The organism is Salinisphaera dokdonensis CL-ES53 (genome assembly GCF_040361215.1).
Taxonomy (GTDB): domain Bacteria; phylum Pseudomonadota; class Gammaproteobacteria; order Nevskiales; family Salinisphaeraceae; genus Salinisphaera; species Salinisphaera dokdonensis.
On sequence record NZ_APND01000003.1, the window covers coordinates 293,327 to 306,706 of the forward strand.

14 protein-coding genes are annotated in these 13,380 nt (G+C 63.6%); 9 read left to right on the plus strand and 5 right to left on the minus strand.

What is annotated here, in order from left to right; translation table 11 throughout:
• Nucleotides 1-63: 63 nt before the first annotated feature.
• Genes rpoZ through SADO_RS10905 form a run of 3 tightly spaced genes read right to left on the minus strand, consistent with a single transcriptional unit; the run spans nt 64 to nt 1,931 of the window.
• Nucleotides 64-381 carry a DNA-directed RNA polymerase subunit omega gene (gene rpoZ, locus SADO_RS10895; RefSeq protein ID WP_353111235.1) on the minus strand — a complete coding sequence of 106 codons (318 nt, stop codon included), beginning with the start codon at nt 379-381 and terminating at the stop codon, nt 64-66.
• A 60-nt stretch (nt 382-441) separates the two neighbouring features.
• Nucleotides 442-1,059 (minus strand): guanylate kinase, encoded by a 618-nt coding sequence (gene gmk / locus SADO_RS10900; protein ID WP_353111237.1) that lies wholly within the window; start codon nt 1,057-1,059, stop codon nt 442-444.
• An 8-nt stretch (nt 1,060-1,067) separates the two neighbouring features.
• Nucleotides 1,068-1,931, minus strand: a complete 864-nt coding sequence (locus SADO_RS10905; protein ID WP_353111239.1) for a YicC/YloC family endoribonuclease — start codon at nt 1,929-1,931, stop codon at nt 1,068-1,070.
• Between the two features lie 168 nt (nt 1,932-2,099).
• Here SADO_RS10905 and rph point away from each other — a divergent pair, with 168 nt between their 5' ends.
• From rph to SADO_RS10950, 9 genes are all read left to right on the plus strand, one after another.
• Nucleotides 2,100-2,822: a ribonuclease PH gene (gene rph / locus SADO_RS10910; RefSeq protein ID WP_353111241.1), complete on the plus strand. Its 723-nt coding sequence runs from the start codon at nt 2,100-2,102 to the stop codon at nt 2,820-2,822.
• 4 nt (nt 2,823-2,826) lie between these two features.
• On the plus strand, nt 2,827-3,444 hold the full coding sequence (rdgB, locus tag SADO_RS10915) for an RdgB/HAM1 family non-canonical purine NTP pyrophosphatase (RefSeq protein ID WP_353111243.1): 618 nt from the start codon (nt 2,827-2,829) through the stop codon (nt 3,442-3,444).
• Nucleotides 3,422-4,609, plus strand: a complete 1,188-nt coding sequence (hemW, locus tag SADO_RS10920) for a radical SAM family heme chaperone HemW (RefSeq protein WP_353111245.1) — start codon at nt 3,422-3,424, stop codon at nt 4,607-4,609. The genes rdgB and hemW overlap by 23 nt, the downstream gene beginning before the upstream one ends.
• A 17-nt stretch (nt 4,610-4,626) precedes the next feature.
• A complete protein-coding gene (locus SADO_RS10925; RefSeq protein ID WP_353111247.1) occupies nt 4,627-4,815 on the plus strand; it encodes a CPXCG motif-containing cysteine-rich protein in 189 nt (62 codons plus the stop codon).
• 127 nt (nt 4,816-4,942) lie between these two features.
• Nucleotides 4,943-6,205: a malic enzyme-like NAD(P)-binding protein gene (locus tag SADO_RS10930; protein ID WP_353111249.1), complete on the plus strand. Its 1,263-nt coding sequence runs from the start codon at nt 4,943-4,945 to the stop codon at nt 6,203-6,205.
• Between the two features lie 46 nt (nt 6,206-6,251).
• Nucleotides 6,252-7,547 (plus strand): citrate synthase, encoded by a 1,296-nt coding sequence (locus SADO_RS10935; RefSeq protein WP_353111251.1) that lies wholly within the window; start codon nt 6,252-6,254, stop codon nt 7,545-7,547.
• An 81-nt stretch (nt 7,548-7,628) separates the two neighbouring features.
• Nucleotides 7,629-8,894: a PqiA/YebS family transporter subunit gene (locus SADO_RS10940; protein ID WP_353111253.1), complete on the plus strand. Its 1,266-nt coding sequence runs from the start codon at nt 7,629-7,631 to the stop codon at nt 8,892-8,894.
• Entirely contained in the window at nt 8,891-10,537 is a 1,647-nt protein-coding gene (pqiB, locus tag SADO_RS10945; protein ID WP_353111255.1) for an intermembrane transport protein PqiB, read from the plus strand. Before SADO_RS10940 ends, pqiB begins: the two co-directional genes overlap by 4 nt.
• Nucleotides 10,534-11,124, plus strand: coding sequence for a PqiC family protein (locus tag SADO_RS10950; protein ID WP_353111257.1), 591 nt, complete (start codon nt 10,534-10,536; stop codon nt 11,122-11,124). Before pqiB ends, SADO_RS10950 begins: the two co-directional genes overlap by 4 nt.
• Nucleotides 11,125-11,243: 119 nt before the next feature.
• On the opposite strand, the gene rho is transcribed toward SADO_RS10950, so the two are convergent.
• Complete coding sequence (rho, locus tag SADO_RS10955; RefSeq protein ID WP_434547908.1) at nt 11,244-12,503, minus strand: transcription termination factor Rho; 1,260 nt, start codon at nt 12,501-12,503, stop codon at nt 11,244-11,246.
• Nucleotides 12,504-12,876: 373 nt separating this feature from the next.
• Complete coding sequence (gene trxA / locus SADO_RS10960; protein WP_353111259.1) at nt 12,877-13,203, minus strand: thioredoxin TrxA; 327 nt, start codon at nt 13,201-13,203, stop codon at nt 12,877-12,879.
• Nucleotides 13,204-13,380: the final 177 nt, after the last annotated feature.

A 13,380-nucleotide genomic window follows, 5' to 3' on the forward strand; every position in this document is an offset into this window, starting at 1 on the left:
AAGGCCGCTGTCTCCAGCGACCCTTCTCAATGCTCCGCTGCGCCTGCTGGCGCGCCGAAATCTTTATTCGGCGTCGGCGTCTGCAGCGGGCTTGGCTTTCTTCTCGCCTTCGGCCTCGAGCTCTTCCTCGCTCGGCTCGGCCGGCTGCGGGGCGTCCATGCCGGTGGTGAGCGGCGGCAGGTCCGGCTCTTCGAGAATCGAGATGTCGATTTCGCCGGCTGCGATCTCGCGCAGCGCCATGACCGTGGGCTTGTCGTCTTCCCATGGCAGGCGCGCGTTGGCGCCGCGGGCGAGCTGACGCGCGCGCTTGGCCGCGATCGTGGCGAGCTCGAACTTGTTGTTTACATGCTCAAGGCAGTCTTCGACGGTAACTCGGGCCATGACGGTACTCTCGCGACGAGGGGGCAAACCGCGTAGTGTAACGACTTGTACCGCTCGCGGCTAGGCCCGTGACGGCGTATTTTCCCCGGGCGCGCCGGCAGCAAGGAATATCTGTTCCAGCTGGTCCAACGCGTCGTCGAAATGATCGTTCACGATCTGATGATCGTATTCGTCGGCACGTGCGAGTTCGTCGTCGGCTTCGGCCAGACGGCGTGCGATCTGGGCCTCGTCGTCGGAGGCACGCGCGCGCAGCCGGCGCTCGAGTTCGTCCCGCGACGGCGGGCGGATAAAGATCGTGATTGCCCCATTGGCGCGCTCGCGCACTTGCTGCGCGCCCTGCCAGTCGATGTCCAGCACCACATCCTGGCCGTGTGCGAGCCAACGCTCGGTTTCGGCGGCCGAGGTGCCGTAGTAGCGATCGAATACCCGTGCGTACTCGAGGAACGAGCCGCTTTCGATCATGGCCTCGAAATCGGCCATGGGTACGAAGTGGTAGTCCTCGCCGTCCACTTCACCCGCGCGGGCGTCGCGCGTGGTGTAGGACACCGAGAACCGGGCCTTGCGGCCGCGGCGCGCCAGGCGCTCGATCAGGGCATGGGTCAGGCTCGTCTTGCCGGCGCCGGAGGGCGCCGAAATGACATAGAGCTGACCGCGGGATGGATGTGCGGATTCGTTCACGCGCGTCACTACTCGATGTTCTGGACCTGTTCGCGCATCTGTTCGATGAGCACTTTCATTTCCACCGCGTGAGCGGTGAGCTCGGGATCCTGTGACTTGGAACCCAGCGTATTCGCCTCGCGATTGAATTCCTGCATCAGGAAATCCAGGCGTCGACCGATCGGCTCGCTTTTGTTCAGAGCCGCCTCCAGCGCCTCGACATGGCTGTGCAGGCGATCGATCTCTTCGGCCACGTCCATGCGCTGGGCGGTGAAGATCAGCTCCTGCTCCAGGCGCGCCGGATCGGTTTCCGTATCCAGCTCCTCGAGCCGACCGCGCATCTTGGCGTACCAGCTGTCGCGCACCTGCGGTACCCGCTCGGCTGCCGCGTCGGCATGTTCGCGTACCTTGCGCGCACGCTCGACCAGCATCGCTGCCAACCGGCTACCCTCGTCGTCGCGCATGGATTGCAGCTGGGCGAGTGCATCCTCGAGCGCGGTCAGCGCATCGCGATGGACCGCTTCGACATCCGGCTCCGATTCGCGCTGCACGCCCGGATAGGTGAGCAGGCGCAGCGCATCCGGCGCCTGACAGTCGATCACCGTCGAGCGCACCTGGGACAGGGCTTCGCCGAGCGCTTCCAGACGCTGCTCGTCGATCTCGATGGTCTGGGCGTTGTCAGCGGTCTGCAGCTTGGCCGACACATCGACCTTGCCACGCGATAGCACACGCGAAATCGCCTCACGAATCGCGGGCTCCAGCGCGCGCAGCGGCTCGGGCAGGCGCAGATGGATATCGAGAAAGCGGTGGTTGACGCTGCGCAGTTCCCACACGAGTTCGCCCCAGTCGCCCTGGGTCTGGCTGCGTGCGAAACCGGTCATGCTGCGGGTCATCGGCTGAGTCCGTCCGTTGTATGGCACCGAGCTAGGCGGCGCAGTATCGCACAGGCATGGGCGGGTGACGCCACGCCCTTTCAGCCAGCGCGGACGCAAGCGGCCCGGCTGGCAGGCCACTGTTACACTCTGCGGCCTCATACATTCGACGATGAAAGGCCAGAAACCTTGACCACGCGACCCAGCGGACGAGCCGCCGACCAACTGCGCGACGTGCGCTTCGAACGCAACTTCACCAAACACGCCGCCGGCTCCGTGCTGGTGAGCTTCGGCGATACGCGTGTGATCTGCACCGCGAGCGTCGAGGAACGCGTGCCGCCGTGGCTGCGCGGCCAGAACACCGGCTGGCTCACGGCCGAGTACGGCATGCTCCCGGGCTCCACCGGCAGCCGCAATGGGCGCGAGGCCGCACGCGGCAAACAGGGTGGCCGCACCGTCGAGATCCAGCGCCTTATCGGGCGCAGCTTGCGCGCAGTCGTCGACATGAACGCGCTGGGCAGCCGCACCGTGACCGTCGACTGCGACGTTATACAGGCCGATGGCGGTACCCGCACTGCCTCCATCACGGGCGGTTATATCGCTCTGGTCGACGCCATGGACACGCTGGTCAAGTCCGGCAAGCTCAAGAGCAACCCGATCCACGGCCAGATCGCCGCGGTGTCGGTCGGCATCTATGAAGGCATGCCGGTGCTCGACCTCGACTATGCCGAGGATTCCCAGGCCGAGACCGACATGAACGTGGTCATGAACGAGGCCGGCGGCTTCATCGAAATCCAGGGCACGGCCGAAGGCCATGCCTTCGCGCGCAGCGAACTGGACGCGCTGCTCGGCCATGCCGAAAAAGGCGTCGGCGAACTGATCGCCGCACAGCGGGCCGCCCGCGAGAGCTAGACGGATGAGCGCATCGCCACAGCGCTGGGTGCTGGCCTCCGGCAATGCCGGCAAGCTCGCCGAGATGCGCAGCCTGCTGGCCACGCTGGATATCGCGCTGGTCGCACAGAGCGAATTCGACGTGCCCGATGCCGAGGAAACCGGCATCGGGTTTGTCGACAACGCCCTGCTCAAGGCCCGTCATGCGGCAGCACACACGGGCCTGCCGGCGATCGCAGACGACTCCGGGCTCGCTGTCGATGCGCTCGACGGCGCGCCCGGTGTCTACTCGGCACGCTATGCCGGCACTCACGGCGACGATGCCGCCAATAACGCCAAGCTGGTCGCCGCGCTCGACGGGGTGGCAGACGGCCAGCGCGGCGCGGCGTTCCATTGCTGCCTGGCGGCAACACTCGGCGCCGAGGATCCGGTGCCGGTGATCGCCCATGGCACATGGCGCGGGCAGATCCTGTCAGCGCCTCGCGGCGAACACGGCTTCGGCTACGACCCTTTGTTCTGGGTCGCCGAGGAAAATGCGAGTGCGGCCGAAATGCCGGAAGCCCGCAAGAATCAGATCAGTCATCGCGCCCGGGCGATGCAGCAGCTCGTCGAGCAACTGCGTGACCGTGGCCACGGCGGCTGAAACCTCGCATCTGGCGACCGCACGGCGCGATGCCGTGCCCCTGTCGGTGTACGTCCATCTGCCGTGGTGCGTGCGCAAGTGCCCCTATTGCGATTTCAACTCGCACCGGGCACCGACAGACCTGCCTGAAGACGCTTATATCGAGGCCCTGCTCGCCGACTGGGCACTCGCCACGGTCGACGAAAACCGGCCGATCGAAACGGTATTCTTTGGCGGCGGCACGCCCAGCCTTTTTTCTGCGGCCGCGATCGGTCGCGTGCTCGACGCGCTCGATAGCCGGCTCGGCCTGGCGCGCGACTGCGAAATCACGCTCGAAGCCAACCCCGGCACCACCGAGCACGATCGTTTTGCCGACCTGCGCGCGGCGGGCGTCAATCGTCTGTCACTGGGCATTCAGAGCCTCGACGAGGACTGCCTTACCGCACTCGGCCGAATCCATGGCGCTGGTGAGGCGCTGACCGCGATCGACGATGCCCGCGCCGGCGGCTTTGAAGCCATGAACTGCGATCTGATGTTCGGCCTGCCGGGCCAGGACATGGATCGAGCGATGTCCGATATCGACCAGATCATCGCCCGCGATCCCGGTCATATCTCTTATTACCAGCTCACGCTTGAGCCCAACACGCCCTTCTATCGCCAGCCGCCAGCACTGCCCGAGGAAGACACCGTGGTCGAAATCTTCGAGCAGGCCAGCGAGCGTCTGCGCGCGGCCGGCTATGCGCAATATGAAGTATCGGCCTGGGCTAAACCGGACGCGGCCTGCCGGCACAACGACAACTACTGGCGCTTCGGCGACTATCTCGGCATTGGCGCCGGCGCCCACGGCAAACGCACACGTGCAGACGGCGCCATCGAGCGCACCGCGCGCCAGCGCTGGCCAACCGGCTACATGACGGTGGCCGGAAAACCGGCGTCGATCGCGGAAACGCGCCTGCTGGATGCCGACGACGCCCGCTTCGAGTATCTGCTCAATGGCCTGCGCCGGCGCGCCGGCGTCTCGCGCAGCGAGTACGAGCAGCGCACCGGCCTGGCCTGGGCAGCGCTCGGCGAGGCGCTGGCCGAGCCGATCGATCAGGGACTTGTCGAATTCGACGCGCAGGGCCTGCGCGCCACCGACCACGGGTGGCGGTTTCTGGATACTATCCTCGCTGCCCTGCTGCCCTGATCGAGGACACCCGCCCGATGCTCGAGGAAACCACCGTCATCTGCCCCTACTGCGGCGAGCCGATCACGCTTCTGGTGGATTGTTCGGCGGGCGATCAGCGCTACACCGAAGACTGTTTCGTGTGCTGCCAGCCTATTGAAGTCGTGGCAGAAATCACCCCGGATGGCGAGCTTGCGCAGGTGCAGGCTCTACCTGAAAACAGCTGAACGCGAGCCGAGTCGCTAGTCGCACGGCGAGTGCGCCGGTATACTCGGGGATTCGTCGATAACCACCCGGGCGCCGCGAGCCGCGCGTCAACGGGTTCCTCTGCCGGAAAGCAAAGCCGCAAACTGCATGGCCGATTACTCGCGCAAACAGGAAGCTCTGGACTACCACGCAAAGCCCAAGCCCGGGAAACTTGCGATTTCGGTCACCAAGCCCTTCACCACCTATGGTGAGCTCTCGCTGGCCTATACGCCCGGCGTGGCCGAGCCGGTGAAGGCAATCCAGAACGATCCCGAAGATGCCTTTCGCTATACATCCAAGGGCAATCTCGTTGCGGTGATCACCAACGGTACGGCCGTACTCGGCCTTGGTGATACCGGCGCGCTGGCCAGCAAGCCGGTAATGGAGGGCAAGGCGGTACTTTTCAAGAAGTTTGCGGACGTGAATGTCTTCGATATCGAAGTCGACGCCAACGATCCCAAGGATTTCATCGATACGGTGATGCGTATTGCGCCGACATTCGGCGGCATCAACCTCGAGGACATCGCCGCGCCGCACTGCTTCGAGATCGAGAAGACGCTGATCGAGCGCCTCGATATCCCGGTCTTTCACGACGACCAGCACGGCACCGCGATCATCGTGGCGGCGGGCCTGATCAACGCGCTGGAATTACAGGGCAAGCAGCTCGCCGACGCCAAGATCGTGTGCATGGGTGCGGGTGCGGCCGGCGTGGCGTCGATGAACCTGCTGCTGGAAATGGGCGCACAGCTGGACAATGTGTTCATGTGCGATCGCAAGGGCGTGATCCATTCGGACCGCGACGACCTGTCCGAGCAGAAAGCCCAGTTCGCCACCAAGACCGATCTGCGTACCGTCGACGACGCCATGAAGCAGGCGGACGTGTTCATCGGTCTTTCCGGCCCGGACACGGTATCCAGGGAACAGATCGGCATGATGCCGGCCAAACCGGTGGTGTTCGCGCTGTCGAACCCCACGCCGGAAATCCTGCCCGAGGACGCGCGCAGTGTGCGCGACGACCTCATCATGGCCACCGGCCGCAGTGATTATCCGAACCAGATCAACAACGTGCTGGGCTTCCCGTATATCTTTCGCGGCGCGCTGGACGTGCGCGCCCGGCGTATCAACATGACCATGTGTGTCGCCGCGGCACGCGCGATGGGCGAGCTGGCACGCCAGCCCGTACCCAACAGCGTGCTCGAAGCCCACGACCAGGACGCGATGTCCTTCGGGCCGGACTACATCATTCCCAGCCCGTTCGACCCGCGCCTGATCGATTTCATTCCGCCCGCCGTGGCCCAGGCCGCCGTAGACACCGGCGTGGCACGTACCGCATACCCTTCGCATTATCCGCAGCCGGTGGTCGAGGCCTGAACGGGCCCGATATCGGACATGACGGACTAAACCCGGGAGATCGTAGATGACGAGCGAAGCTTTCAAGATCAGCAATCCGCAGGACGACAGCAGCACCGAGTTGCCGCTTGTCGACGGCACGCTCGGTACGCCGGGTGTGGACGTGCGCGGCCTGAACACGAAACAGGGCGTATTCACCTACGATCCCGCGTTCACCGCCACCTGCAGCTGCAAGTCCGATATCACCTTCATCGACGGTGAAAACGGCATCCTCATGTATCGCGGCTATCCGGTGGACCAGCTGGCCGAGCATTCGAGCTATCTCGAAGTGTGCTATCTGCTGCTCAACGGCGAACTGCCGAACGCCACGGAGATGGAAGACTTCCGCCACGCGATCACGCATCACACGATGCTCAACGAGTCGCTGGTGAAGTTCTACGATGGCTTCCATTACGATGCCCATCCGATGGCCATCCTCACCGGCATCGTCGGCTCGCTGTCGGCCTTCTATCACGACACGACCGATATCCGGAATCCGGAGCATCGCGAGATCTTCGCGCATCGCATGATCGCCAAGATGCCGACAATTGCCGCCGCAGCCTACAAGCACTCGATCGGCCAGCCGAAGATCGGCCCGAAGAACCATCTCGACTACGCGGCCAACTTCCTGCGCATGTGCTTTGCCGTGCCGGCCGAGGAATACGAAGTCGATCCGGTCGCCGCCAAGGCGCTGGACGTGCTGTTCATCCTGCACGCCGACCACGAGCAGAACGCGTCCACGTCGACGGTGCGTATGGCCGGCTCCACCGGCGCCAACCCGTACGCCGCAATCTCCTCAGGCATCGCGGCCCTCTGGGGGCCGGCACACGGCGGCGCCAACGAAGCTGTGCTGAACATGCTCAACCAGATCGGCGACGTGTCGCAGGTGCCGAAGTATCTGGAGAAGGCGAAGGACAAGAACGATCCGTTCCGCCTGATGGGCTTCGGCCATCGCGTCTACAAGAACTTCGATCCGCGCGCCAAGATCATTCGCGGCTACTGTCACGAAGTGCTCGAGCACTACGGCATGCAGAACAACAAGCTCTTCGAGCTTGCTCTGGAACTCGAGCGTATTGCCCTGGAAGACGACTACTTCGTCGAGCGCAAGCTCTACCCGAACGTCGATTTCTATTCCGGCATCATCTACCAGGCGCTGGGTATTCCGGTGAACATGTTCACGCCGATGTTCGCCATCGCGCGCACCGTCGGCTGGGCCGCCCACTGGTCGGAAATGATGGCCGATCCGGGCATGCGTATCGCGCGGCCGCGGCAGGTCTATACCGGCTACAAGCTGCGCGACTACGTCGATATCAACAACCGCTAACCAGCGGCAGAAGAAAGCGGGCTGCGGCCCGCTTTTTTTTGCCCTGCATCCGAACCGCGGCGCCCGGACTATCGTCACTCGATGAATGCCCAACCCTTCGCTACCACCGATCGTATCGCGCTATGCCGCGAATGCGACTGGGTGATGCGCATGCCGCCGCGCGCCGAGGGCGAAGCCGCGCACTGCCCGCGTTGCCATCATCACGTGGCCGGCGCTGCGCAACGCGACATGCAGCGACCGCTGGCCTGGTCGCTGGCCGCATTGATCATGCTGGCACTGGTTTTTGCTTTTGATTTTCTAAGCTTCTCGACCCAGGGCATCGGCCATACGATGTCGTTTGTCGATGCGGCCGGCGCGCTCGCCGGTTACGACTACCCGAGCCTCGCGGCGCTGCTGATGTTTACTACCGTCGGGCTACCGGGGCTTTATCTACTCACGCTGGCCTATCTGTGCGCAATCGCCCGCAAGGGGCCGGGCAATCCGTTCGCTATCCATCTCGCGCGGCGGTTACGCCCACTCGAGCCGTGGATGATGTCCGACGTGTTCATCGTCGGCGTGCTCGTCAGCCTGATCAAGATCGTCACGCTGGCCGATATCCGGATCGGGCCGTCGTTCATTGCGTTCTGTATCTATGCAGCCTTGCTGCTGCGCACGCTCACGCTTGTTGACTGGATCAGTCTGTGGGACCGGCTCGCGCCGCTCCCCGCCCGCGCATCCACCACGATCGAGACCGGTCGTACCGGCGCAAGCCAGCAGCTCGTCATCTGTCGCGGCTGCGAGACGCCGTTCCACGTCAGCCGACGTCACGACTGTCCGCGTTGCGGCCGGCGCCACCCGCACTACGGTTTCGACCGCATCCAGCTGACCTGGGCGCTGCTGGCCACTGCGACGATCCTGTATATTCCGGCCAATATCTACCCGATCATGTCGACGACCAGTCTTGGCTCCACGGACCCGCAGACCATCATCGGCGGCGTGCTGCATCTCGTACATACCGGCTCGTGGCCGATCGCGCTGGTGATCTTCGTGGCCAGTGTGGTGGTCCCGATCAGCAAGATCGTGGCGCTAGGCTGGCTGTGCCTGGCGGCGAGCTACGGGTGGCATGATGATTCACCCACCCAGATGCGGCTCTACCGACTCACCGAGAAGGTCGGCCGCTGGTCGATGATCGATGTGTTCGTGGTCGCCGTGCTGGCCGCCCTGGTCCGTGCCGGCTCGCTGATGGCCATAGAGCCGGGGCCGGCGGCCTTGTCGTTCGCGGCCGTCGTGGTCATGACGATGGTCGCGGCGCTGACCTTCGACACACGACGTCTGTGGGGCGACACCTTCAATGCGGATAGTGCATGAGCAATGACCCGAACACGGCTGTAACCACCCCGCCACGCCGCTGGCGTATTTCGCCGGTGTGGCTGATACCGCTGGGCGCAGCGTTGATCGGCCTGTTTCTGATCTACCAGAACATCATGTCCCGTGGTCCGGAAATCACCCTTGCAGTGGATACGGCCGAGGGCCTCGATGCCGGCAAGACGCTGGTGAAGGTCCGTAGTGTCGAAGTCGGCCATGTCGTTGACGTACGTCTGGCCGACGACTACAACGGCGCGGTCGCGACCGTACAGATGAACCCCGATACCGCCGACCTGCTCGTCGGCGACAGCCGCTTCTGGGTCGTCAAGCCGCGCGTCGGTCGCCAGGGCATCAGCGGGCTCGGCACTATTCTCTCGGGGGCGTATATCCAGCTTCAGCCCGGCCAGGGCGACAAGGCCCGGCGCGAATTCGCGGTCAGCGATACGCCGCCGGCGCGTTCGCCGGATGAACCCGGCGTTGCCGTTACCCTCACAAGCGACGGCGACAACTCGCTCGCCGTGGGCGATCCGATCATCTATCAGGGCCAGACCGTGGGTCAGATCGAATCCGGCGAATTCGCTGTCGACGAACAACGCATGGAGTATCGGGTATTCGTACGCGAGCCCTTCGCGAAACTGGTCACCCGTACGACGCAGTTTTGGCTGCGATCGGGCATCGACTTTCATCTCGGCTCGGACGGCGTGGACGTGCAGACCGGTTCGCTGCAAAGCATTCTGGCCGGCGGCGTGACCTTCGGGCTGCCGGATGGCGTAGAGCCGGGCAAGGCGGTCGAGCAGGATCAGGCCTTCAAACTCTACCCGACCCGCAACGCGGCCGCGCAGGATCGCTTCGACGACAAGATCAAGTACGTCATCCTGCTCGACGACTCCGTGCGCGGGCTCAATCCTGGCGCGCCGGTGGAGTATCGCGGTCTGCGTATCGGCACGGTGGAGAAGGTGCCCTACTTCCGCGACGACTTCGATCTCGGTCAGTTTTCGAGCTTCAAGATTCCGGTGTTGATCTCGATCGAGCCACAGCGTCCGGCCAACAGCTGGGCCGACTGGAGCGATGAACAGTGGCGCGACAACAACCGCCGCTTCTTCGCCAATGGCCTGCGCGCAACGATCAAGTCCGGCAATCTCCTGACCGGGGCGATGTTCATCAACCTGCAGTTCGAGAACAACGCAGAAGACTATGACCCGAAGGTGATCGGGCCGCATGAAGTGTTCCCGAGCGTGCCCAGCAGCATCACCAGTATCCAGACCCAGCTGTCGGCTCTGATGGACAAGCTCAACGCGCTCGATATCCGGCCGATCGCCAACGACCTCAAGCACACGCTCGAGACCTCGAACGCGACCCTCGACCAGCTGCATCGCGCCACGCGCAATATCAATGGCCTGCTCGAGTCCGAGGACACACGCGAACTGCCGCGCACGCTGCGGGTCACCCTGGGTGAACTCCAGCAGACGCTCGACGGCTTCCAGCAGGGCGCGCCGGCCTACGGCGAATTCAATCGCTCCCTGGACCGCCTCAACCGTGTGCTCGACGACGTCGCGCCGCTGGCCCGTACGCTGCGCAACGACCCCAATGCCCTGATCTTCGGCCCTGCCGAAGGCAAGGATCCAACTCCGAAGGCTGCCCGATGAAACCGATTCGTCTTGTTCTTCTGTGTGGCGTGCTGACAATGACGGGCTGCGCGAGCAGCGGCAATGCGCCGGCGATGTTCCTGCTCGACCAGCATCATTCTCCGGCCGAGCCACAGTCCGCGACAAACGAAGACGGCGTGCTGGTTGTCGAACCCGTGCGCATTTCGCCGTATCTCGACGAGAGCGGCATCGTCTACCAGACCACTGCCCATCGAGTTGCCATCGCCAACAACAACCGCTGGGCCGCGCCGCTGGCCGGCCAGTTGCGCGATGCACTGGAGTCCGAGTTGGCTGCCGCGCTGCCCGGCATTCGTGTACAGCAGCGCAGTGACGCCGATCGGGCGGACTTGCGCCTGGCCACCCGCGTCGATGCATTCATGGGCCATTACGACGGTCACGCCCATATCGCCGGGCACTGGCAGCTTATGGATGCCAATGGCGCAACGCTGCTACGGGAGCCGTTCCAGCGCCGCGTTGCTCTCGAAGAAGACGGCTACGATGCGCTGGTTGAAAGCCTGTCCAGCGGCTGGCGTACCAACGCGCGTGAACTGGCGCCGCGTATCCGCGCGGCCATGAATAGCCGCTAGCTGGGGGCTACGAGCCAAAGCCGGCGGCGGCTCTTCGCCGTTCTCGTCGGACATTCATACAGCGCATAAAAAAAGCGGGCCGAAGCCCGCTTTTCTTTGGCTACCTGGAGCCTTTGCGCCTAGCGCTTCATCGAAGCGAAGAACTCGGCGTTGGTCTTGGTCTGCTTCATCCGATCGATGAGCAACTCCATGGCGGCCAGGTCGTCCATGCTGTGCAGCAGCTTGCGCAACACCCACATACGCTGGAGCTCGTCCTGCGGCACCAGTTTCTCCTCGCGGCGCGTGCCGGAGCGATTGACGTGGATGGCCGGGTAGATACGCTTCTCGGCAATACGGCGGTCCATATGGACTTCCATGTTGCCGGTACCCTTGAACTCCTCGTAGATGACCTCGTCCATCTTCGAGCCGGTCTCGACCAGCGCGGTGGCGATGATGGTCAGGCTGCCGCCCTCTTCCACGTTACGCGCAGCGCCGAAGAAGCGTTTGGGCTTCTGCAGCGCGTTGGCATCGACACCGCCCGTAAGCACCTTGCCCGACGAGGGTGCGGTGGTGTTGTAGGCGCGAGCCAGACGGGTGAGCGAGTCGAGCAGGATGACCACATCCTTCTTGTGCTCGACCAGGCGCTTGGCCTTCTCGATCACCATGTCGGCGACCTGCACATGGCGTGAGGCCGGCTCGTCGAAAGTCGACGACACGACTTCGCCGCGCACGCTGCGCTCCATCTCGGTGACTTCCTCGGGCCGCTCGTCGATGAGCAGCACGATGAGATGACAATCCGGATGGTTGGTCGCGATCGACTGGGCGATGTTCTGCAACATCATGGTCTTGCCGGCCTTGGGCGGCGAAACCACCAGTCCGCGCTGGCCCTTGCCGAAGGGCGCGACCAGATCGATGGTGCGGGCCGTGATGTCCTCGGTGGAGCCGTTACCGAGCTCCATATGCAGCCGTTCGGTCGGGAACAGCGGCGTGAGGTTCTCGAACAGCACCTTGCCCTTGGACTTCTCGGGCGGGTCCTCGTTGATCTCGTCAACCTTGAGCAGCGCGAAGTAGCGCTCCGATTCCTTGGGCGGCCGGATACGGCCGCTGACCGTGTCACCCGTTCGCAGCGAGAAACGACGGATCTGGCTGGGCGACACATAGATATCGTCCGGCCCGGCCATATAGGAGGATTCACTGGCGCGCAGAAAACCGAAGCCATCGGACAGGGTTTCCAGAACGCCATCGCCGTAGATGCGCTCGCCCGATTTCGCATGCGCCTTGAGCATGGCGAAGATCAGGTCCTGCTTGCGCATACGGGTCAGGTTCTCCAGACCCATTTCCTGCGCCATCTCCATCAACTCGGCGGCTGTCTTCTGCTTCAGCTCGCTGAGATTGAGGATCGGCCCATCACCGGCGGCACCGGCGTAGGCTTCGAACTCAGCCTCGTCGATGTCCTCGTTCGGCGGGTTGTTCGGCCCCTTGTTCGGACCGCCACCCTTGCCGCGATTGCCGTTGTTGTTCCGGGGCTTGTTGCCACCCCCGTTGCCACTATTGGGATTCTTACGACGCCGGCCGCGGCGGTTGTTACCACCACCGTTACCACCGTTGTTGTTATTGGAATCCTTGGACTGGCGTTCGTCGACTGTTTCTTCAGACACGGCTATCTATGAGTTGCGGCGAAATCGTCATGGCGCGGTCTCGCAGTGGGCGGGCGCGTGATCCGTTGCGGATCAAACGAAAGCCGCCGGCATTGAGCCGGCGGCGGTATCGGGATCAGATGTGCTGATCTACGAATTCGGTCAGCTGGGTCTTGGAGACGGAGCCGACCTTGGTTCCGGCTACTTCGCCGTCCTTGAACAACATCAGGGTGGGAATACCCCGGATGCCGTAACGCGGCGGCGTGTTCGGATTGTCATCGATATTGAGCTTGGCGACCGTCAGGCGACCGTCGTACTCATCTGCAATCTCGTCGAGCACGGGGGCGATCATCTTGCACGGACCGCACCACTCAGCCCAGTAATCCACCAGCACGGGACCGGAGGCAGACAGCACATCGCTGTCGAAGCTGTCATCACTGACTTTGACTATGTTTTCACTCATGGGCGTCCTCGGAAATCGAACGGGACAAAAAGATTCACGCCTGCCTGGGGACCAAGCAGTGCGTTACTGAAACTGGTAATTAAGGGCGCGAAATGATGTTTGCAAGCTGCGCGAAAGGTCGCGGCCCGACAACCGTGAAGATCACAAGCTGTTATAGTGCGGGCTGCAAAAAACAGT

Coding starts and splice junctions, on each gene's coding strand:
- rpoZ (WP_353111235.1), bottom strand. CDS start 381: ATGGCCCGAGTTACCGTCGAAGACTGCCTTGAGCATGTAAACAACAAG.
- SADO_RS10905 (WP_353111239.1), bottom strand. CDS start 1,931: ATGACCCGCAGCATGACCGGTTTCGCACGCAGCCAGACCCAGGGCGAC.
- rdgB (WP_353111243.1), top strand. CDS start 2,827: ATGAGCGCATCGCCACAGCGCTGGGTGCTGGCCTCCGGCAATGCCGGC.
- SADO_RS10925 (WP_353111247.1), top strand. CDS start 4,627: ATGCTCGAGGAAACCACCGTCATCTGCCCCTACTGCGGCGAGCCGATC.
- SADO_RS10930 (WP_353111249.1), top strand. CDS start 4,943: ATGGCCGATTACTCGCGCAAACAGGAAGCTCTGGACTACCACGCAAAG.
- SADO_RS10935 (WP_353111251.1), top strand. CDS start 6,252: ATGACGAGCGAAGCTTTCAAGATCAGCAATCCGCAGGACGACAGCAGC.
- SADO_RS10940 (WP_353111253.1), top strand. CDS start 7,629: ATGAATGCCCAACCCTTCGCTACCACCGATCGTATCGCGCTATGCCGC.
- pqiB (WP_353111255.1), top strand. CDS start 8,891: ATGAGCAATGACCCGAACACGGCTGTAACCACCCCGCCACGCCGCTGG.
- SADO_RS10950 (WP_353111257.1), top strand. CDS start 10,534: ATGAAACCGATTCGTCTTGTTCTTCTGTGTGGCGTGCTGACAATGACG.
- trxA (WP_353111259.1), bottom strand. CDS start 13,203: ATGAGTGAAAACATAGTCAAAGTCAGTGATGACAGCTTCGACAGCGAT.